The organism is Algoriphagus chordae, from assembly GCF_003254055.1.
Lineage (GTDB): Bacteria > Bacteroidota > Bacteroidia > Cytophagales > Cyclobacteriaceae > Algoriphagus > Algoriphagus chordae.
On the sequence record NZ_QKZT01000010.1, the window covers coordinates 127940 to 151703 of the forward strand.

The 23764-nt window shown below is 39.5% G+C and carries 12 protein-coding genes; 4 read left to right on the forward strand and 8 right to left on the reverse strand.

The annotated features are described in order from the left end of the window. The first annotated feature begins 215 nt into the window (after positions 1 to 215). A complete protein-coding gene (locus tag LV85_RS12575; protein WP_111319925.1) occupies positions 216 to 1049 on the forward strand; it encodes a helix-turn-helix domain-containing protein in 834 nt (277 codons plus the stop codon). A gap of 135 nt (positions 1050 to 1184) precedes the next feature. Here LV85_RS12575 and LV85_RS12580 read toward each other — a convergent pair whose 3' ends face one another. The 8 genes from LV85_RS12580 to LV85_RS12615 all read right to left on the reverse strand — a co-directional run bounded on the left by LV85_RS12580 (position 1185) and on the right by LV85_RS12615 (position 19490). Then, complete coding sequence (locus LV85_RS12580) at positions 1185 to 2714, reverse strand: SulP family inorganic anion transporter (protein ID WP_111319927.1); 1530 nt, start codon at positions 2712 to 2714, stop codon at positions 1185 to 1187. A gap of 321 nt (positions 2715 to 3035) precedes the next feature. Further along, on the reverse strand, positions 3036 to 7073 hold the full coding sequence (locus tag LV85_RS12585) for a hybrid sensor histidine kinase/response regulator transcription factor (protein ID WP_170125618.1): 4038 nt from the start codon (positions 7071 to 7073) through the stop codon (positions 3036 to 3038). 90 nt (positions 7074 to 7163) lie between these two features. Next, entirely contained in the window at positions 7164 to 8828 is a 1665-nt protein-coding gene (locus LV85_RS12590; protein WP_111319929.1) for a hypothetical protein, read from the reverse strand. 95 nt (positions 8829 to 8923) lie between these two features. Beyond that, positions 8924 to 11266: a GH92 family glycosyl hydrolase gene (locus LV85_RS12595; protein ID WP_111319931.1), complete on the reverse strand. Its 2343-nt coding sequence runs from the start codon at positions 11264 to 11266 to the stop codon at positions 8924 to 8926. Between the two features lie 163 nt (positions 11267 to 11429). Continuing rightward, the gene (locus LV85_RS12600) at positions 11430 to 13271 is read right to left on the reverse strand and encodes a RagB/SusD family nutrient uptake outer membrane protein (protein WP_111319933.1); all 1842 of its coding nucleotides are present in this window, start codon (positions 13269 to 13271) and stop codon (positions 11430 to 11432) included. A 32-nt stretch (positions 13272 to 13303) separates the two neighbouring features. Beyond that, the gene (locus LV85_RS12605; RefSeq protein ID WP_111319935.1) at positions 13304 to 16291 is read right to left on the reverse strand and encodes a SusC/RagA family TonB-linked outer membrane protein; all 2988 of its coding nucleotides are present in this window, start codon (positions 16289 to 16291) and stop codon (positions 13304 to 13306) included. Positions 16292 to 16901: 610 nt separating this feature from the next. Continuing rightward, positions 16902 to 18296: a 3-keto-disaccharide hydrolase gene (locus tag LV85_RS12610; protein WP_111319937.1), complete on the reverse strand. Its 1395-nt coding sequence runs from the start codon at positions 18294 to 18296 to the stop codon at positions 16902 to 16904. A 183-nt stretch (positions 18297 to 18479) separates the two neighbouring features. Continuing rightward, on the reverse strand, positions 18480 to 19490 hold the full coding sequence (locus LV85_RS12615; RefSeq protein ID WP_111320030.1) for a LacI family DNA-binding transcriptional regulator: 1011 nt from the start codon (positions 19488 to 19490) through the stop codon (positions 18480 to 18482). 154 nt (positions 19491 to 19644) lie between these two features. Between LV85_RS12615 and LV85_RS12620 the strand changes: the two genes are divergently transcribed. Genes LV85_RS12620 through LV85_RS12630 form a run of 3 tightly spaced genes read left to right on the forward strand, consistent with a single transcriptional unit; the run spans position 19645 to position 23421 of the window. Continuing rightward, complete coding sequence (locus tag LV85_RS12620; protein WP_111319940.1) at positions 19645 to 21087, forward strand: mannitol dehydrogenase family protein; 1443 nt, start codon at positions 19645 to 19647, stop codon at positions 21085 to 21087. 24 nt (positions 21088 to 21111) lie between these two features. Then, on the forward strand, positions 21112 to 22434 hold the full coding sequence (locus LV85_RS12625) for an MFS transporter (RefSeq protein WP_111319942.1): 1323 nt from the start codon (positions 21112 to 21114) through the stop codon (positions 22432 to 22434). 57 nt (positions 22435 to 22491) lie between these two features. After that, entirely contained in the window at positions 22492 to 23421 is a 930-nt protein-coding gene (locus tag LV85_RS12630) for a carbohydrate kinase family protein (RefSeq protein WP_111319944.1), read from the forward strand. Positions 23422 to 23764: the final 343 nt, after the last annotated feature.

Here is a 23764-nt window from a genome sequence, read left to right on the forward strand (position 1 = left end):
TAGCTTGTAATCTGAAACATAGATATAGAATTAACCTTTCCTTAACATTTTTAACCTTTGGTTTAGAAGTAAAAGGCAGCATATGAAAGTGTTTCTCTCTATTACTACCCCTTCTCAGCCATACAGTTTGTCCTAGGTACAAATTATTTCTAAATATATTCTCGAATTAGTGAGTAAACCACCTATATTTCCCATTAAACCTATCGAATTCCAAGATGGAAAACAGCTTTGATAAAAATGGGGATGAATTAAAATCATATGGATTGACTTGTGAGAAATGGACTCCGAGTCTGATGCGCAAGCCCGATCGGCATAATGAGATTGAAATCAACTATTTTCCAGAAAGAGGAATCACCTATTTATTTCAAGGGAAAAAGACAATTATTCCAGCCAAAAAACTAACCATTTTTTGGGGGTTGGTACCACATCAGATTATCGGCTGCGACGGAAATGCACCTTATTATGTATGCACTGTCCCCTTCTCGTTATTTTTAGAATGGAAATTCCCGCAGTCTTTTGTAGATAGATTGTTCAAGGGCGAGGTGCTTTTCGAAGTATCTGAGAGCAATTGGCAATATGACGAGTACCTATTCAACAATTGGCTTAATGATATCAATAGTAATAAGTCTGCAGATGTCGCACTACTAGAAATTCGTGCGAGGTTGGGCAGAATGGCTATTGGAAACCTGTCTTTTGAACGGAAAGACCCTTCTTCAGTTCATTCTACTGAAATCAGTCAGGTGGAGAAAATTGCCATCTTCATTGCACAAAATTACTACAAGCCAATAAAGGTATCCGATATCGGTAAGGCCGTTGAACTGCACCCAGACCACGCCAACGCAATTTTCAAGAAAACTTTCGGCAGTACCTTAAGTGAATATATCACTGAAGAAAGAATCTCTCACGCTCAAAGGATGTTAGTATCCACAGATAGAAGCATCACAGATATCGTTTTTGATTGCGGATTCAATTCCATCAGCCGATTTAATGCTGCATTCTTGAAGATCAATGAATGCACCCCAAGAGAGTTTAGAAAGCGGTACCAGTAAAATTCGAAGTAATTAATTTAAGATTGACTCCAAAAATTACTGATACCTACTAAAAAACTATAGGACTCTAATAGCTCCGTTTTGAACGGAACTAATGTGGATGTAGCGAATATTTCTTAATAGAATTCAGCTAGTTTAAAGCTTATCAACCACCACTTTATAATGTGGATCTTCCATGACATTGATATCAATAATCTTATCAGCATTTTGCAACAGCTGCTGGCAATCATTGCTCAAATGTCTTAGATGGATTTTTTTACCAACCTTGTGATAACGCTCCGTAAGCTTATTTAAGGCTTCAATGGCAGACATATCTACAATTCTACTTTCTTTGAAATCAATTATCACTTCATTTGGATCATCCAACACATCAAACTTCTCATTGAAAGCAGTCACCGAGCCGAAAAATAGTGGCCCATATATTTCGTAATGCTTCACTCCTGCTGTATCAACAGATTTTCTAGCTCTAATACGCTTGGCATTATCCCATGCGAAAACCAAAGCGGAGATAATAACGCCTACAATTACGGCCAGAGCCAAATTGTGTAGAAAAACCGTCACTAAAGTTACCACAAGCATTACGAAAATATCTGATTTTGGCATCTTGTTGAAGGTTTTCAAACTAGCCCATTCAAAAGTCCCTACTGCCACCATTATCATCAGACCGGTCAAGGCAGCCATTGGTAATTGCTCGATCAATCCAGCCCCAAACATCACGAAAACAAGCAGTGCTACTGAGGCCACTATACCAGACAATCTGGCTCTGGCTCCATTCGAAATGTTAATAAGACTTTGTCCCAACATGGCACATCCTCCCATTCCAGAAAACAACCCTGAAAGAATATTAGCTGCACCTTGCGCTACAGCTTCCTTGTTTCCTCTTCCTCTGGTTTCGGTGATTTCATCAATGATATTTAGTGTCAACAAGCTCTCTATCAAACCAACTCCAGCCATTATGGCGGCATAAGGGAAAATTAGCGTTAATGTTTCAATAGTCAAGGGTACCATCGGTATGTGAAACGGAGGAAATCCACCTTGAATTGAAGCAATGTCGCCTACCGTTTTGGTGTCGACACCTAGACCAACTACAATTCCAAAAACAGTTAAAATCGCTACCAGTGAAGCGGGAATAGCCTTAGTAAGTTTTGGTAGGCCCCAAATAATCAGCATAGTTAAGCCAACCAAACCTAGCAAAATGTATAAGGATTGGCCTGTTAACCAACTGCCATTGGAGTCTTTAAATTGATCCAATTGAGACATAAAGATGATGATAGCAAGTCCATTCACAAAACCAAAAATCACCGGATGAGGAACCAGGCGCATTAATTTACCTAGCTTAAATACCCCAGCTAAAATTTGGATAAGACCTGCAAGAACTACCGTAGCAAATACATACTCAGGGCCGTGCGATATTGCCAATGCAACAATAACAACTGCTACAGCGCCTGTAGCTCCAGAAATCATTCCTGGCCTGCCGCCCAAGATGGAAGTAACTAAACCCATCACAAACGCGGCATAAAGACCTGTCAAGGGAGATAATCCAGCGATTAATGCAAAGGCAACGGCCTCAGGAATAAGTGCTAATGCTACTGTAAACCCTGATAATACTTCTGTTTTGTAATCTACTTTTTGATTAAAATCGAATAAGTTAAAATATTTTTTCATATAGCTTTTCACGCCAAAATGTGTTGAACATTTTGATCAATTGAATTTTAGAAATTGGATAAAAATTAATAGGAGAACTACCCTAGCAAAGGAGAGCTAGAGAAAAAGTACACTGTGCCTCAGGGTGGAGTTACCGCCGGCAAGTTAAAGTTATATGTAAGTGCTATACTTTTCATTTTTGAAAACGCGAATATAGTGTCTTCAAAATAAAATCACTAATAAAATATCGCTAGCCTAAGAAAAAACACTATTCAAATTACAAAGGATGTCTACCCAAAGTACTTGATGAATTGTAATTCCTGAATAAAACGCTTTAAAAATCTACTTAATCAATTTACTTGGTGCATATCCAAATTGCTCCTTAAAACGCCTGCTAAAATATAGAGGATCATTAAAGCCAACTGCATTAGCAACCTCAGAAACATTGTAGTTTTTGGTTTTTAATAAGGAAGCTGATTTTTTCAATCGTATTGTCCTTATAAACTCATTTGGGGACATACCCGTAAGCTCAGTGATTTTCCGATATAGTTTCGAAGAACTTAGACCTAATTCCGAACAAAGAACTGTTGATGTAAGATCTGAATCTGAGATGTGCTCCTCAATAATTTCTTTAATTTTTGAAATCAGATCAATATCTATCTGTGAATGTGCCAAACTGGTCACATCACTTTCTGTTTCTTCTGAAAAGCGTTGTTTTAGATCAAAACGAATTTTGATAATATTATCTATTCTCGATTTCAACAGGTATGGATCAAATGGTTTTACTACATACCCATCTATTCCAATTTTATAGCCTTTAATCCTATTTTCATTTTCGCTTAGTGCAGTCAGCAAAACAATCGCAGTATGAGAAATTTTCTCATCACTTTTAAGCGCATTTACAAATTCAAAACCATCCATAATGGGCATCATAACATCCACCACGCAAAGAACTGGCTTAATTTTATGACATAGCTCTAATCCTTCTTTTCCATTTTCAGCTCCATAGACTTGATAATATGGAGATAGGAAGTCGACGACATAATTGCGAAGGTCTGCACTATCGTCTATAACCAAAATAGAAGATTTTACATCTGTAGTTGAATTACGCGAATTATATGCTGCTTGAGGATAGAGAGATTTAGTAAATCCTAAACTAACGACCTCTTCTTTCACAACAGGTTTGCTAGAAATCTCATGGCTCTCGAATGCATCTTTTGAGATTGGTAATTCCACCGTGAAAATACTGCCTGAATTAGTAGAACTTTTAACGGAGACCTTGCCCCTATGAATCTCGACCAAAGATTTCACCAGGGCTAAGCCGATCCCAGTCCCTGTGGTACTCTCTTTGCTATTTGAGGCTTGATAAAACCTCGAAAATATCTTCTCCTGACTTTCTAGTGGGATACCTATACCATCATCACTAACCTCTATAATTAATGTTTGGGAGTCCTTACCTTTAACACCGACAAACAAATCTACATGCCCATGATTGTTAGTGAATTTCAATGCATTCGATAATATATTGTATAGTATTTTACTGTATTTATCGATATCTATCCAACACTCAATCTTCTCATCTTCTACGTTAAAGTTGAAATTAATATTTTTGGACTGTGCCAATTCCATAAAGGAATAGAATACGTTGTTTGTATAGGGCAGTATATCCAGTCTCATTACTTTCAACTTGATCTCTCCTGTTTCAGCACGCCTGAAATCGAGTATTTGATTAACCAACCTTAAAAGTTTGTTTGTGCTATGGTTGATTAGATTTGCCTTGTTTCTAACAAAATCGTTACTGGTTTCATGCTCTAAAATCTGCTTTACTGGCCCCTGTATTAACGATAGTGGGGTTCTTAATTCATGTGAGATATTGGTAAAAAACCTCAGCTTTTCATTATTTAGTTTTTCATCCCGTTCCCGCTTGACTTTTTCAGTTAACAACTCCTGTCGTAATTTGATACGGACTTTGATTTGCCTTCTTGTAAAGAATACGATTAGTCCCAGTACGAACACGGTCAATACTATCCCTTCGGAACTTGCCCAAAACGGAGGTAGGATCTTGATACTGTATGACGAGACATCACTCCATTTACCGTCACTATTACTTGCTCTAATTTGGAAATTATAAGTACCCCAAGGCAAATTGGTATATTGAACAAGCCTTGAATTACTATTGGTTTCAATCCAATCTTGATCAAATCCTTCCAGCATGTATTCGAATTTATTTAACCGCTGATTAGTATAAGAGGCTGTTGAAAATTGAATTGAAAAATTTCGATTTCCGTAGGTTAAAGTAGCATTTCTCGAATAATTCAAGTCCTTCAAAAAGGGGACCTGTCCATTCAATTTCACTCCTGGTAAAACCAATTCGTTATTCACCTTAAACTCTGTAATGATAGGTTTGGGCGACCATTCATTTTCTTTTATGGTCTTAGGCGAAAAGTAGATTATCCCGTTTTTCCCACCTAAATAAATATTTGAATTATTTAAATTGTAAAAACCACTTGAACTAAATATATCAAGCCTGTTGCCACTATTCACATTATATATGGTAGCTTGATTTTTATCAACATCATACCTGGATATTTTATTATTGTTCAAATTCAGCCATAAATATCCATTTATATCTTCAACAATATCTGTCACCCAAATCCCATCTAATTCTTTGGATTCTGACTTTGGTTTAAAGTCGATGATGGTTGGATCGTAAATAGCAAGACCTTTTCGGGTAGCAGCCCAAATCAATCCTCGGGAATCAATCAGGATATCACTTACATTTTCGTGCGGAAGGCCTTCGCTCAAGTTCGTACTCTCGCTATAAACTGTGGTATCCTGCTTATTCACGTCATATTTCACCACCCCTGTTTCAGTTGCAAACCAAATATTATCATCCCTGTCAACTGCAACCTTATTAACATCAAAATTTGGCAAAATGTGAATTGCTGGTTCTAAAGTTTGCTTGTCCAAAAGAATTGCTCCTTCACCAAATGAGCATACAATTAATTCTCCCTTATATTCCAAAATATTAAAAATGGGAGAGTTTTTAAAACCTACATCTACTACGGAAGACAATTTTTTGTGATAGTCATAAACCAGCATTTTCCCATTCCATAATCCACAATAAAAAGTGATTCCATCGTAAGAATAAATACTTGCTATGTCATACTTTTCATTAAACAAGGGGACAAAATCCCCGTCCTTTGATATAAAAAGGCCATTATGCCTAGTTGCTACTACAGTTTCATCCAAATTAGTCTTTGCAAATCCCCTGATTCTTGGGGCTTGATTTTGGATATACTTCGAGATGTCCTTCTTGATTTTAAATTGATTTTCGTAAGGGTCATACTTATCAAGCCCCTCCTCTGTCCCAATCCAAAGCACACCTGATGGATCAAAATACAGGGCAGAAATCAGATTATCCACTAATGATTTATCTTCTGACAATACAGAAAAATACCACTGATAATCCCCCTTTTGAATATCTTCTAGGGCGTCACAAACTAATAGCCCACCAAGGGTGCCTACCCAATATTTGCCGTCGGGAGCTTGTGCTACTGACAAAAAATATGGTCCCAATTTGCCACTTATCTCCTCATCAGTAATTTGCAAATTCTCGAAACTTTCTAAGGTCAAATCATATTTATACAGCCCCATTCGTGTACCAACAAAAATATCCTCTTTTCCATCTTGATAGATAAAATACAAATAAGGGTTTACGGAGGTTGATCCACTTATTGGCAAGCTGAAATACTTGATTTCTGAAATCATCCCGGTGCTACCCAGCTTGATCTTTGCTACCCCGGCTGTATCATAGGAACCTACCCAAATGTTTCCACTTTTATCTTCAAAAATTTCCTTCACGTAATTAAAACCATCCAGCGGGACCTTGGTAAACGTGTTCTTATCAGGCTCAAACATATATAAGCCTGCATCTTTTGTGCCGACCCAAATCCGGCTAAAATTATCTACATAAACAGCGCGAACCTCCTCATCAGGCAGGCTATTTGGGTCATTCGCATCAGAAAAGTATGTCGAAAAAACTTGAGTTTCTAGGTCAAGATGGGATAAACCTTTTCGCGTCCCTATCCATAAGCTGTTTGTAGCACTATCAAGTTTTACAGCGGTGATATCATCATTTGGAATAGTATTCTTTCCTTCCTCATTGCTCAAATAGTTCTGAAATTGGAAACCATCAAAACGGTTCAATCCATTAAAAGTGCCTACCCAAAGAAAACCTTGATTATCTTGTACTATATGCCGGATAGAATTATGCGACAGGCCATCTTTATCATTATAATGCTGAAACTCTATACTCTGAGCAAAAGCACTAGCTGATGAAATTGCAACTAATAAAATTATAACTAAAAACCTCCTCATTATTCAACACCTGTATTTATCTGGCAATTTACTTCATACTCCTTGTACTTAAGTCATTCTTCCCATCAAGATTCTTTTTCTGCGACACTGTTACAAATCCCCTTCTATCAGCGGCCAGGAATCAAAATCCCTATTAAGTTTTTGACCATCTTCTGAAATCATCACCCACTGATCTTTTTTCGCACTAGCGTCATACTTTAGCAAGGCACCATCTGGAAATTGAAATTGATTTTTCAACAAGGCTGACTCAGGGTTTTCTTTTAACACTTTCTCAAAAATAGCAGTAGGTTCTACATCCTCAAACACAGCTATTATCCCTAAGCTATCACTGGAATATACAACTATGGACACATGATTAGCGCCTGTATAGAGCGACCAATTACCATTTTCTACTATTGCTTGCATATTCTTCGGAATTGATACTGGACCCGCAGCACAGGCAAAATTCTTATAAACACCAGTATTATTCCATTCCATAAAATCATCACCTGGACCTGAGATGTGGATCGTTTCGGATAAATGATCAGCACTATCTTTCAAAAAAAGGCAAATAGGTCTAGTCACAATTTCTGAAAACTTGCCCCTATTTACACCTCCAGAACTAATCAGAAAATGCTTTCCCGCACTACTGATTTCCGGGGAAGATTTGGGGCCATGACCCTGACGGACAAGATAACCACCCTGCTTATCAAATAACATTTTCACAAATCTATCCGAAGGACGATAAGGCATACTTGCTCCCATCATCGCGTGTATTCCGGCTACACCTACATTTTTGTCATAGTTCTCAATATCTGAATAACTCAACCAGGATTTTATAAAAGCGGAGTGATAATCTGTCGTGAGCTCCTGGATACCAGCTTTTTCGTACCTCCTACGCATCGGTGGAAAATGCTTCAAGTTCAGACTACTCAGGGCATAACTCCAGTTGATGTAATCCAATACATCCCTAGCCGTTTGGCTCACTTCTTTTGATGCAAAAGCTTCGAGGTTCAGTAAGGCTGTAATGGTGTAGGCTAAATATGGAATGGAATTAAATTCAACAAGGCCATTGGTTTTCATTTCTTCCATGAGGAATAAAAGCTTCTCTTCCATCCCAGTTTGGACATTGTCGTAGTAGTTATCCGAATTGCCATGAAGACTGATCCATCTGTTTTTCAGATACCGAGATCCTTCCGTCATGAGCATATGGTTTTCAGTTTCCATCACTAGTCCTAATGTTCTCGGGGCGGTATAACTGAATTTCCCACCATCTTCTGACAGGAGTGTTTCCAACAAATGCTGTTTGGTTTCGGGATAAAGAATAGCTGGTTCGTCTCCGAATTTCCAAAGGATGGTCGTAAGTATAGTGAGCGAAAAATCGTAATCCCCTTTGGGGTTCATAAACCAAGAAGAACCACAATTTCCCCACACAGTCATTTTTTGAAGTATTTCATTTACCTCTGAAATATTCTCTCTCAACATCAGTCTCGCTAATAGAATGCGGGTTGTATTTCCCTTGCCAAAAAGCACGTCATCCGTAATCGGCATTTTAGCAATGCTACGGTAAATGCTGTCCGCAAAAGCAGATTCCTTTTTCCATACTAGAGTCCTTTCGTAAGGAATAGCAATATTTCCCGGACTCATCTCAACATCACGATAGTTGATCGGGCCGAAAACCTGAGATTTAAGTTGCTTATTATTGAACAGGATCAATAATAGCAGTATGCCAACTGGCGTAATCAAAAGGTATCTCTTTATTTTTTTCTTCTGCATAATTCATTCATTTCACCCGGTTTGATTCGACCGCAATGAACTTTCACCCTCATTGATTCACCTTGTTGCTTATCCTTGACTTTAATCTACCTTATTTATTTTTGAGTTTTGATAGTATCTGAGTTAGGTGTAGAATTATTGCTTAATTGTAATTCCAGCTTGCCACCGCCAATGATCTGACTATGACGGATTATATATCCCTTAAGCGGCTGCTCATTTAATAAAACTGATTGTACATATACATTCTCTTTGCTGTTGTTATTCGCATCTATAGTGAATGCCGCACCCGAATAATAATCCGGATTCAATTGAATAGTGACTTTATCGAAAATAGGGCTACCTATGAGATACTCAGGATCTTCATTCACCCCACCATTCATTTGAAACAAGCCTATTTTCATCAATACGGATAAGCTTCCCATTAGCCCTTGATCTTCATCCCCGTTGTAGCCTGTAGATGGAGCCAAACCGCTAAATGTTTTTTCAACCACTTTGCGGGACCAATAGTGAGTTAGATCAGGTCTGCCTAGTTTGTGAAAAATGAACGCCGTCTGAATGGATGGCTGATTTCCATAATTAATTGGAATTCTTCTGTACTCTGGATGCTCTTCCAAGTCATGGGATGTACCTGCCGTGAAGCCCAGTTTTTCCGCTTCCTCAAATTGTGAATTCAACTTATCAACTGCTTTGGCAGATCCTCCCATCAATTCCGCCAATCCTTCCAAATTGTGTGGTACAAACCAAGTAGCCTGTGCACCGTTAGCCTCCACAAAACCCACCTTGTAAGCATAAGGATCATAGTTTTCAAACCATTTTCCATCCACATTTTTTGGACGCATCCAGCCTGTTGACTCATCGTAAACATTTTTGAAATTATCTGAGCGCTTTAAGAAATACTGGTAATCCTCCTCTTTGCCTAGCTTCTTAGCCAATTGAGCAAGAGTCCAATCCTGATAGGCGTACTCCAGCGTAAGACTTGCCCCATCTTGGTGTCCGGCAAATACTCCTTCCGGTATTGGATAAGGTACAAACCCATTTTCCATATAGTACTTCAATCCACCACCGAGATTTGTTTTATGCTCGTATCCTGCTTTTTCCATCATACCACCTGTCATGTGATTCTTTTTCAACCCCTGATACACATTTTCTAAATCCTCGGTAATCAAGCCTTCCTGAATTGCAGATACAATAAAAGGTGTACTGGAAGCCCCAGTCATCACATAGGTATAATTACCTCCAGATGGGCCTCGGGGAATCAAGCCTCCATCCTTATAATATTGCATAAGAGAGTAAACAAACTGTTTTTTGATCTCAGGATAAACCAAGCCCCAAAGTGTATTGATGGTCCACTGTGCTCCCCAAAAAGAATCAGAGTTGAATTGATTGAATTTTGGTTTGCCATTTTCGTCCAATGGCAACTGCCCAACTCTAAATTTTTCCCCTGTATTATCTGGATAAGCGCCGTTGAAATCACTGATAATTCTTCTACCCTGCAGTGCATGCCACAGATCTGTATAAAATCTTCTTTGATCCTGTTCTGAACCACCTTCTACTTTTATTCTCCCTAATAATTTATTCCACTCACTTTTTGATTCTGTTACCACCTGATCAAAGTCCCAATGCGGCAATTCTTTTTCAATATTTTGACTAGCATTTGCTATGGAAGTATATGACATTCCTACTTTCATAAGCACATCCTTGTCAGCCTTATCAAGATTAACGAGATAATTCCCTGTTTTCTCGTCTTGGATGACATCTGTTATCTCTGCATCGAGTAGTACCTTGAAAAATACTGTAACAGGTTTCGGCCTTCTGCTTGTTGAGCTGATTACCACTTTTCCGGAAAGCTCCCTATTATTAATTTTATTCAGCTCACCATCTTGGTTTTCACTTGGACCTAATAGGGTGTTAAGGTTAAACAAAATCGCCGCCTGATCATTGGCGGGAAAAGCATAGTGATGTAGGCCAACCCGTGTTGTGCTCGTAATGGCTGTTTTGATCTGATACCTATCAAGCTCTACATATTGATATCCTGGAGATATTTTTTCGGTTTCATGGCTGAATTTGGAATAAAAATCTTCAAATACAGTCTTTTCATTTTCAGCCGAAATAGTAACAGGCATCACTGATATACCAGCCATCTGCCAAGCGTGAATGTGGCTAAATCCCTTGATGGTATCTGTATTATATCTATATCCACTTCCCCAGGCTCCATCAATTTCTGTATCGGGACTGAGGTTCACCATGCCAAAAGGCCTGCTGGCTGAGGAAAAGAAAAACCATCTGGAGTTCTCCGTGTCAAGAGCGGGATAAACCATGTCTGTAAAGGACTTTTGGTCTGCTAATTTGTCCTCAGACTTCCCTTTTTCAGTACAAGAACTCAGTGTTCCTAGGATCAGACAAAATAAGATTAGTATATATATCTTTTTATTATGCATTATTTTCTTTTTAAACCGCGGCTACTGAAAATTTTCAATTTTGTTTAAATAGACCAGTGTGTTCTTGGGCCAGTATAAAAGGCAGACAAAAAATTCGTCTGCCTTTATAAATAAAAAACCCCTTACTATTTTAACTGTAATAATTATATTCTAAACACATCAGTTAGTATCCATCATTTTGAGAAATAGATGGAATTGACCTGTCTATCTCTTTCTGAGGTATAGGGCGTAGGTAATGCTGCGGTCCTAACTCGCCGAAAGCTGCAGTCCACGGATTCATTTTTGTGGTTCTTTCTATCAGCTTTTCAGTTCTTTTTAGATCAAACCAACGGCTATATTCTCCCATCAACTCTCTAGCGCGCTCATCCAAGATCATATCTATATCCAAATTTCCTTTGGCTCTGTAAGAAACTTCGTCCAAGGAAGTTAGGTTAGCTGGCTCCGCTGCACGCATAGGATCACTACCTGCATTAATGCCAAGTGCTCTATCAACTATCGTATTGTAATATACTTCGGCTCCACCAAGGATACCGTTGGATGCTCCTTTGAGAATAGCCTCTGAAGCTATCAAATATGCTTCAGCAGAACGGAATAGCGCTAGATTAAAAGTCCCTTGAGCTTCATCATATGGTAAACCTGGCTCCCAAAACTTCCACATGAGTGGCGTCATATCCTTGATATGATATGGTGTAAGATCATTTACGCCAATCTCATCCAGATTCAACACTGCGTAAGGTTTGCTTCCTCCCACGTCCATACCTTTTTCTGCATTGTTTACAGGTTTGTTCCATGGAGGAAAATACAACACCGTATCACCTTTTGCGATATTGATCTTATTTCCCGGATTGCTAAGATTTGGCACAAAATCAGTAACATCTGTCATGGCATACATTGCTTCTATGAAATTATGCTGGTATCGTGTATCCAACTGCGGATCAAATAGTCGAAACATAGCTGGAGTAGTTATGTGAGTATTTCTTCCTCCTTGGCGGTTGTAATGGCTGGTTCTCCCCAAAGAGCCAGGGATACTTTCAGCGTCCCCACCGAAAATCGAATGGTAATCATTACCTACCTGATACTCACTCGGCTCGTCATCATCACTTCCGTTTGTTAGTATATTATTACTATACTGAACTGAAAAGACTATTTCACCATTTTTATCATTTTGGTCAGCAAAGGTTTCCAGAAGCGGATTTTCAGCACGAAGTGGAAACAATTTGCGATACTCTGACTCAAGCGGATAAGCGGCTATGATCATGTCTGCATACATTACAGCTTTGTTAAAGTCATCTGCCGTACCACCCAGAGAATTATTAAAATTCCATCCTCTAGTCAGGTGAACTCTTGCCAAAAGAAACTGTGCAGCTCCTTTTGTGGCCCGGCCATACTCTGTATTACCGTGAGTCGGAAGTACAGCTTCTGCCTCTTCCAGATCCTTTATGATCTGATCATATACTTGTGCAGAAGGCACTTTAATCACTTCCCTACTTGCAGTAGTGGTTTCCTCTAATGGCATTGGAATATCACCCCATTGTTGTACAGCATAGAAATAGGCAAGTGATCTAAGAAATTTAGCCTCAGCTACTCTGATAGCTAACACCTCAGGATCTATTCCCTCTACATCTGCCTGTCTGGAGATCGCAGTATTTGTTCTGGCAATTTGCTTGTACAGCAAATCCCAAAGAGCAGTAGCTGAACCTAAATTAGGGTTAAAGCGAATATCATATGCATTTAAAGGGCTTCCCTGATTTCCTGACCCTACTTCATCCCAAGCGTTACTAGTAAAAATATCCGTACCCATCAAGACCAAATCACGTTCTTTGTGGATTTCTCTTAGCTTAGTATAGTTCGATCTGACTAGGTCCTCAAAACCCTGCGCAGTACTGTAATAATTATCAGTAGTCTGGTAGGACAATGGATCTTCTTTTAAGAAGTCATCGCAACTGGTTCCTAGCAGCGCAATAAGGATAAGAACTATAGTATGTTTTTTATTAAATAGCTTCATTTTTTTAATTTTTACTGTCCGAAATAAAATGATTAGAAAGAGACATTAACTCCAAACAAATAAGTGGCAGTAGGTAAGCCATCGTTGTAAGTGCTGGAATTAAATTCCGGATCCATTCCATCAAAATCATAGAAAACAAATGGATTGCTCACCTGTGCATACATTCTGAATTTGCTAAAACCGATTTTATCCAATGCCGTTCTAGGCAGGGTAAAACCGAAAGTAATGTCGGAGATTCTCACAAAACTTGCATCCTGATATTGGATTGGTGTTCTATAAGGATTTGGCACACCTGGCCCATAATATTCGTTGGAAGGATTGTCTACTGTCCAATAATTAAGGTTCAAAGCATTATATCTACCAGACCCTACTTCACCCATCGTTCCACTCAACATGCTATTTCTAAACATAGCTCCTTGGCTAGTGTAGATTAAGAAAGACAAATCAAAATTGCCATAGGTGAATTTATTTGTCATACCCATAGTCCAATCCGGCTGCTGCGAGCCTAGTACTCTCCTATCGTCTATACCATCATTTGAAGAAATAACACCATCACCATTTTGATCTACCACCTTCACTGATCCTGGTACCTGACTGTACTCAGCTGCTTGAGCTTCTTCACTTAATTGCCATATCCCGGCAAACTCATAATCATAAAGAGCTTGTAACGGTTGACCTACAAAAAGTCCTGTAGCGATATCAGCCTGTATTCCATCACTGCCAATTGAAACAACTTCGTTTACATTTCTGGCAAAGTTGATATTTGTAAACCACTTGAATTTTTGTGTCACAACGTTCACCGTGTTCAAGGTCAACTCAACACCTTTATTGGAAACCTCACCAATATTGGTAGTCACACTACTGAATCCGGAAGAGGTCGGAATTTGTTCGTTGTAAATCAAATCCACCGTATTTCTAAAATACAGTTCCAAAGCTCCTCCAATTCGGTTGTTAAGGAAGCCCATATTTAAACCGATGTTCAGTTCTTTACTTTTTTCCCAGCTTAGAGACTTATCAGCCAAGTTTTCTGGTGCAAAACCGAATGCAGGCGAGCCATCAAAATCATAAGGAGTTTTTACTAGTCTGGCCTGCGTACTGTAAGGAGTCACTGCACTGTTACCTACATAACCATAACTCACTCTAAGTTTCAAGTCGGAAATGGCACTTACATTTTTGATAAATTCCTCGTCACCCAATCTCCAGGCTACAGCGGCCGATGGGAAAAAATCCCATTTGTTGCCTTCACTTAGCTGAGAAGCTCCATCCCAACGACCGGTTAGTGTAAGTAGGTACTTGTCTTGGAAACCGTAGATTACCCTTCCCATGTAGGAAAGCAAAGATCTTTCGGTCAATCTTGTATCCAATTGTGTCGGTCTTCCTGTTCCAAAAGCATACCATAAAGAGTTATAAGGAATCTCATCCACCGAACTATCCAGTTCTTCAAATCTCTCCTGAAATGTACTTTGTACACCTGTCACAGTGAAATTATGATCACCTAACTGCTTTTTATAGGTGATGATATTATCTAAGGTAAAGTTGGAAATATCATCAGTTTGGTAGAATGCTCTAGGTAATCTTGTAGTTGCTCTATCCTTGGTCATAGTACCTCTGAACTGACCCCATCTTGAATTATTAATTCCAGCGGAAAAAGATGATCGGATAGAAAGGCCTTCGAAAGGAATTATTTCTAAATAAGCATTACCAAAGAACGAATTTGATCTGGTTTCATCCTGGAAGTTTTCAGGGTCAATTTCTATAAGTGGACTCAAAACCTGCTTATCATTGATTCCCATCCAAGCAGCATAACCATTCCATGAAAAATCCTGGTTTTCATCCGGATTGAGAATATCATCATACAATGCTACGCCGGTAGGACGTGCACGGTAGGCACTCCTCAAGGCTTCATTAGATCCTAGCTCTGTTTTTGAAACACTATAATTGGCAGTGAAACCAACATTCAGGAACTTAGTCAACTTACTATCCAAACTTCCTTTGATGTTGTATCGCTGGAATTTCGTGTTTTGTAAGGCTCCTCCTTCATTCAAGTATCCACCAGAAAAATGGTAGTTAGTATTATCACTTCCACCACCTACTGATAATGAATGATTTGTTTGAAGAGCCGTTTGGGAAATTTGATCAATCCAATTTGTACTGTTACCAGAATTTACCAAGTCTAACTCCGTCGAAGTGAAAGGTAACGATTGAGTGTAGCCATTCAACTGACGATCAGTCACACTAGCCTGATAAAATTCCTGTGCATTCATCAAATCAGGCAAGTGGGCAGGTGTCTTTACCCCTACATAACCATCATACGTTACCACTGGTTTACCTTTGGTTCCTCTTTTGGTAGAAATAATGATCACCCCATTTGCTCCTCTGGACCCGTAAATAGCTGTAGATGAAGCATCCTTTAGAATATCCATAGACTGGATATCTGCTGGGTTAAGTGCATTAATATCACCGCCCATTACCCCGTCAATTACGATGAGTGGCTCATTGCTATAATCAATTGAACTTAAGCCTCGAATATTAATATTGTACCCAGCTCCAGGTCGACTGTTCTGCTTAGTCACTATCACTCCAGCAGCTTGACCCTGAATGGCTTTGGCAGCCTGAACTGGGTTTGCTCGCACGATGTCATCTGACTCCACCGAGCCTATGGCTCCTGTCACATCTTTCTTTTCTACCTCACCGTAGCCGATGACGACTACTTCTTCCATGCCTGTAACATCGAACTCCAAAGCCAAATTAATCACGGTCTGGTTACCTACCGATATTTCTTGGGTGAGAAAGCCAATCGAGCTAAATACCAAAACTGCATCTGGGCCAGATACCTGCAAGGTATAGCGCCCATCTATATCAGTTACTGCCCCTCCTGTGGTCCCTTTAATAAGGATGTTTACTCCTGGAATTGGGAAATTTGAATCATCGGTCACAAGGCCCGATATTTTTGTCTGTGCATAGGACATAGTAAACATGCCTAGCAATAGAAGAATCATAATGGGTTTACGTTTTTTCATAAGTATGATTTTAGTTTTACAAACATTCCACCGTAGTGAACACCGTGAAATAAGAGTAATTGCAGCTCTTGAGAATGGATTTTTTGTTCAAAAACATGGATGGAAGCTGTCTATTATCAAAAAATCACATAAAACACATGGATCACAGCACTTTTAAGGCTCTTTCTATTGGAGAACAGTATTTTTTTAGAACTGAATGGAGAATAATTAGAGAAACTGAGAATCTATGAGCATTATCATAGTAAGTAAAACCCAGTAAGCTGATGCCAATTCATGACTATTCCTATCCATGAAGCGAACCCTGAGCTGGCTACTCATACCAAAAAGTATAGCTCGTACCAGTTTTTAAATGGTAAGAACTGGAGAATCACATCTTCCTAAGCCTATAACGGCTTGATTGTTTTAAAGGCAAGTAATTGCATCTAAGCATTTGCCGCAAAACTTAAGAGGATTAAGTTTAACCAAGGAACTCCAAAAAAAGCATATGATTGAGATATCTGGCTGTCCCGATAGCGGGGAGCGAAGATGCCTGCCCCTCCTCGAATTTACCAAATCCTATGATGCACTTGTTACTATACTGTTAGAAAAGCAGATATACTAAAAAAATAAGCTACCTACCTGTAGTACTAGCTAGAGGGCGAATTTTAATGTTTCTAAATGACACTAAATCACCATGATCCTGTAAGAGTATTTGCCCCCTGTCCAACTCACCAAAATCCTTCCATTTTACATACTTACTCTCAGCAACCAGCTTTCTATATTCCGAGCTTTTTCGTTCATATTCTAAAACTTTGACGCCATTAAGCCAATGCTCAACATGATTATTTATAGATTTAATAGATGCTGTATTCCACTCGCCAACTGGTTTAATAGGCTTGTCGGTATCCGCCTGAATCAAATCATATAGACAGGCTACAGTTCTACTTCCTTCATGAGATCCCAATTTAGCATCTGGGTGCAGCTCATCATCCAAAATCTGATATTCCAAACCGGTCGTAGCTCCTGGCCCCTTATTGATCTCGGTATCTACATAATATTTGATACCGCTATTGCCTCCAGGCGTTACCTTAAAGTCCAAAGACAGTTCAAAATCTCCATATAAAGTTTCTGTCACTATATCACCGCCAGCTCTGTCACTCGCATTTTCGCCTGCTAGAATAGACAAAACTCCATCTTCAATTACCCAGCCTTTTTCGGGAAAACCATCCATTTTTGCTCCTCTCCAGCCCTTGCCTGTTTTGCCATCCCATAGTAATTCCCATCCATTTTTGGCTTCATCGATGGTTAAATTATTCATAGTCAGAACTGGCTCCAATGGAGACTTAGTTGAATACTTGTCCAAACTATCGATAAGAATTCGAATATTCTTCCAAACTATGTTGGTTCCTTCTTTCTTGTCATCACCGATGCTATGCACTTGCAGCGCGATAAACCCAGTGGCAGTTTTATCATCAATAAGGAAAGCCGCCGGAACGCCATTGATCCATGTTTTGATAGTATCAGCTATGGCTTCAATTCTGTAATGGTTCCAATCATTCTGTTTGAAGGCTTTTTGTGCTTCAGGATTATCATCCAGAGTAACCAGCCATCCCCTTCTAGCTTCGTCAAATATTCCCGCACTCCAGGCTCTTTCTGAGGGATCAATTTCTATCTGGTAGCCATGTACCCTTCCGTTGCGATACTGCTCTAAACTATTGCTTCTGATTTGGATGCCCGAGTTCATCGAAGGATCAACCTTGTAATCCAGTTCCAAAATAAAATCACCGTACAGCTTATCAGTCCTCAAAAAAGTATTGCCCGTATTTCTCACCGTTGTCCCTACGATGGCTCCATCCTCCGCTTTATAGGTCGCCTCTCCTCCTACTATATGCCAGCCCTCCAGAGTTTCTCCATCAAATAATTCAATCCAGGGAGTTTGATCATTATTCTCCCCAACACAGGCAAGTAGACTTGCAGCAACCAAAAATGCACAAATAGTCTTTAGTCCCTTAATTTTAATCTTCATGTGATTGAATAATTTTTTGAAGTGGTGTAGTCTCACAAACTTAACATGTTCCCGACAAGCTCCTATGGATTATTTACTCAAAAACATGGTCATATCTGTAGAAAGACATAATTCAGTCGAGAATAAATCAAATACAACTTATAGTCCTCCTGAAACGAGATTGTTGTTAGAAATTTAGTATTTCTAAAAGCTAGAAGATGCACGTATTTTAAGTTCTGCTTCAACGACAACATCCCGGCTTTCAGCATTAAAATCTTTGATTTTCTCTAAAACCAAACGAGCTGCCTCCTCCCCCATTTGGACAAGCGGAGGCTCCACGCTACTCAATTGCGGATATACCATCGTAGCCAACTCGGTACCTGAAAAGCTTGTCACGGACACCTCTTCGGGAATCAGGATACCTGCTTCTAAGAGAAAATTCATTGCTCCAATAGCCAAGGTGTCTGTAAACGCAAAAATTGCATCAAACTCAACTTGCGTTTCTCTAAGGCTTTTTATGGCTTTTTTCCCGTCTTCAAAGCCTAAACCTCCAGCTTCAATAAGTAGACTTGGATCATAAATACCGTGTTTTTTCATTACCTCGATATAGCCTTTCGCTCTTTCTCCAGAACTCCTGAGAGTCGGCGGTCCCATGATATGAACGATTTTTTTTCTACCAGTAGCAACTAAGTGTTCTATCATGGCAGTTGCATACAAAGGATTGTCTAATCTCACCTTCGACACATTCAAACTATCATTAGGCATTCTGTCGAAAAAAATCAGCGGGATTCCTTGATCTAACAGCTGCTGGTAGATGTCAGAGTTTTTGGTTTCATCACATAGATTGATAATGATTCCATCCACATTGAACTCCTCCAAAAGCAAGAGATTCTCCCGTTCTCGCTGCGGATCCTCATCGCACTCAGTGATGATCACTCGATAGCCCAAAGGGTATAGAACTTCCTGGATCCCACGCAAAACTTTGGCGGAAAATGGAGTGACCATTTCGGGAACTACTAATCCTATATTCTTGGATTGACCATACTTCAAACTCGTTGCAGCAGAATTACGACGGTAGCCAAGTTCCTTTGCAGCTTCCAATACTTTCTTCTTTGTTTCCCAATGAATGTTCTTGTCGTTCAGCAAAGCTCTTGAGACTGTCGAGGTCGAGAGAAGCAGATGCTTTGCCAAATCTTTTACGGTTACCCTTTTCATAAAATTGCATTGGTAGTAACCAAAAATAATAAAAATTAACCCACTGGGAACGTTACCAAAATTTTGGTAGCGTTCCCAGCCCATTTTTTTGTACCAAAAAGTGCCAAGCAATAGTGTAATAGTATATGTTTGAACCAGTTAATAAACAATTAGCATGGTATTAGAAAACAATAAGTACACCCAAAATGATTGCACTTCTAGAATTTTACACATTGGAGTCGGCAACTTTCACAGAGCTCACCAAGCATTTTACACCCACTTACTTTTAAAAAATGGAGGCGCAAATAACTGGGCGATCTGTGGAGTGGGAATGTTGAAATCAGATGAAGTTTTATTCGAAAAGCTTCGAGCTCAGGACCTGAATTACACACTTACAGTCTGTGGCAGAACAGGCAAAAATGAGAAGCACCTGATCAGCTCTATCCAGGAGTTAATATTGGCTTTTCAGCAGCCAGAACTTGTACTTGCTAAAATAGCTGATCCAGCCACTAAGATTATTTCCTTGACCATCACCGAAGGCGGTTACAACTTGGACAAGTCCACGAACGAATTTATCCTGGACGATCCTCAAATTGCATTTGACCTTGCACATCCATCAACTCCCAAAACTGTATTTGGTTTCGTCGCTGAAGGTCTCCGCCAGAGAAGGGCAAGTGGATCTGGTGGAATCACCATACTTTCCTGTGACAACCTGCAGCACAATGGGAATACTGCCAAAGCAGCCTTTATGTCTTTTATTATTGCTCAAGATAAAGATCTTAGCCTTTGGGTAGAGAAAAATGTAAGCTTCCCAAACAGCATGGTTGATAGAATTACACCTGCTACTACAGCTGAGGATGTGGAACGACTAAACGAGGGAAGTGAATTCAGAGATGAGGCTCCAGTTTATTGTGAGGATTTTATCCAATGGGTTATTGAGGATGATTTCGTTGCAGGAAGACCCGCTTGGGAGACTGTAGGAGTACAGTTTACAGATGATGTTACAGCATTTGAGAACATGAAACTAAGCCTACTCAACGCTTCACATACCCTACTCTCCTATCCTTCTTTTCTTTTGGGTTATAGAAAAGTGGATGAGGCAATGGCAGATGAAGATATTGTGAGATTTGTACGCGAGTTTATGGACACTGATATTACGCCTAATGTTCCTGCCCCTGCCGGAATAGACTTGGAAGAATATAAGCAAACACTAATTGAACGCTTCGCCAATAAAGCAGTGAGTGATCAGCTAAGTAGACTATGCTTTGATGGACTGTCCAAGTTTCCGGTTTATATCATGCCCAACTTGGCCAAAATGATAGCCAACCAGCAAAATCTTAAACGTGTGGCATTTTTGATTGCTAACTACAGGCATTACCTCAAATATCAGGAAGACGATAAACAGGTATCATTCCAATTTGCTGAGCCATGGATAACTTCCGTTGACAAGGAGCTGATAGCAAGTGAAGACCCAATCAATTTCTTAGGGATATCTGCTTTCAAAAGCATACCGCTTACGACGCATAATGAATTTATAAGCCCGTACCTAGAGTATGTAGACAGCATTAAAAAGTTTGGGACCAGAGTGACTCTTCAGGCCATCCTATCTAATTGCTAGTCTTCATTCTTCTTTAACAACATCATGACAACAAAACCCCAAAATCGTCTACTTCCATTTATAATAGTAACCTTCATCTATTTCATAGTAGGTTTCCTAACTACTGTAAATGAACAGTTACAGGCTCCGCTCAAGTTTACATTTCTCTCCGAAGCTGGAAGTTTAAGAAACACATTAACAACCCTGATTTCCTTCTTCTTCTTTCTAGGATACCTCATCAATGGCACCATCGCCAGCAAATGGGTGAATAAGCATGGGTATAAAACGACCATATTAAGAGGCCTATTATTTATGATTTCCGGGCTTTTTATGTACTTCATCTCATCCTTTGTAGGCTATAGAATTCCTGAATTAGGAATTCATTTCGCAGATGTTTTCATTCCTTATGGCTTTATCATTTTTATCCTAGGATCTTACCTGATGGGTACTGCAGCAGCAATAATCCAAGTGGTAGTCAATCCCTATGTAGCTTCATACGAATTGCTAGGAACACTTCCTGTGCAGCGACTTAATATTACCACTGCAATCAACTCCATCGGAACTACAACAGCTCCATTTTTCGTAACTCTGGTGATGTTTAGTGGGATATCTATCCTTGATGTGCAAATAAGCCAGTTGCTACTTCCTATAAGCCTGTTGATACTTAGTGTACTGATAGTTACCCTGATTACCAAAAACCTTCACCTGCCGGATATTGCGAATACCCGAGCTGCAGATGGAGAAAAGCTTTCCAGAAAACTCTGGTCATTCCGACATTTTGCTTTGGGTGTGATGGCCATCTTTTTTTATGTAGGAACAGAAGTGGCTATCGGGGCTAATATCAACTTACATGCTTTTGAACTAGCTGACACTGGCCATCCCATGTCCTTTTTCGGCAAAACTGAAATCATTATTGGCGGGATGGATCTTGGCATTCATGCCTTGCTTTCTACACTTTACTGGGGTGGATTCTTTATCGGCAGGGGCATTTCCAGCTTTTTTAGCAATATTTCAGCAAGAACGCAACTCACCGTAACCACTTCTTTATCTACTATTTTGGCGATTATAGCCATGATTACTCAGAACTTATGGTTTTTGGGAGCTATCGGATTACTACATTCCACCATGTGGAGTTGTATTTTTTCCCTATCTATTAAGGGATTGAAAAAATACACCTCTAAAGCTTCAGGAGTCTTTATCTCGGCAGTTTTTGGGGGTGCTGTTTTCACTCTTCTACAGGGAGGATTAGCTGATGTATTTGGCTCTTGGAGATGGACTTGGTCTATCACTGTAGTCTGTGAATTGCTCATGCTATCCTATGCTTTGTTTGGTTCTAGAATTAGAGAAAAAGATATGATCGATGTCTAATCCAGAATGCCACTGAAAAGTCGTAAAACTCAATGCCCTCAATAAACCCTAAGTAAAATGAATACTAAGAAAATTAATGTAGCCTGTTTCGGAGAAGTCCTTTGGGACAAGTTTATGGATGGAAATAGACGAGCAGGCGGTGCACCTTTCAATGTGGCCTATCACCTCTCCAAAATGGAAATTGAAGCTTACATGATAAGCAGTGTGGGCAAGGATGCCTTAGGTATAGAATTGTTAGAAAAAATACAGAACTGGAAGATTCCCACAGAAGGAATACAGGAATCGACTCAGTACCCAACGAGTCAAGTGCTAGCGACTTTGGATGAAAACAATGAGGCACAGTATGAAATAGTAGATCAAGTGGCTTGGGATTATATAGAATCTCAGCCTAGTGACATAGTGAAAGTTGCAAACAGTGATGCACTGGTCTTTGGCACCTTAGCTGCAAGAAACGCTACCTCTCGGAACACCCTATTAGAATTAGTAGAGGCAAGTCCATATAATATATTTGATATTAACTTAAGACCTCCTCATTTTGATGTTGCGCTCATAAAGCAGCTCCTTCACCATACTAATCTGGCCAAATTCAATAAAGCCGAACTACGCTTAATCTTGGACTTTTTGGATAAATCTTACCAAAACGAAGTAGATAGCATTCGATTTATCCAGGATACTTTTGGGATCAAGGAAGTAATCGTATCGAAGGGTAGTAAAGGTGCAATATATGCCTATGAGGATGTCATCTACCACTATCCAACTATTCCTATTACAGTAAAAGATACCGTTGGAAGTGGTGACTCCTTCTTGGCAGGTTTTATCTCCAAAAGTCTAGAAAAAGGCAGTTCAGCCGAAGAGATCATGAGCAATGCTGTTTCCTTAGGTGCCTTTATTACATCTAAAGAAGGAGCCTGTCCTGATTATTCCTTGAGTGATTTCCTAGCATTTAGAGACCAACATAATGTAAAGCCAATCCCAGAACTTATTTAAATTCAGCATCAAAGGAATGTCAATAGGATCTAAAGTCGCCCTTGTAATTAGGGGCATATTGAAAAACAGGAATATCCAGCTATACCAAAGTTCACTTTTACTTATCCGTCTTCAGTGAAGCATCATACTTTTCCAGCTTGTTTTTAAGCTTATTGACCAGCTTAGGATTGTTCTCAGCCAAATTTTTGGTTTCGGAAATATCCTCACTTAGGTTATAAAGTTCTACGATGCTACTTTCTGGGCATTTGCAAAAAGTGGCAGGGCGACCAAAGCGAGGCCGATTCTCAATGCCCTGCCTAGTTGCTGTATCTTATTGTGATTCCAACGTTCCATTAAACTCATA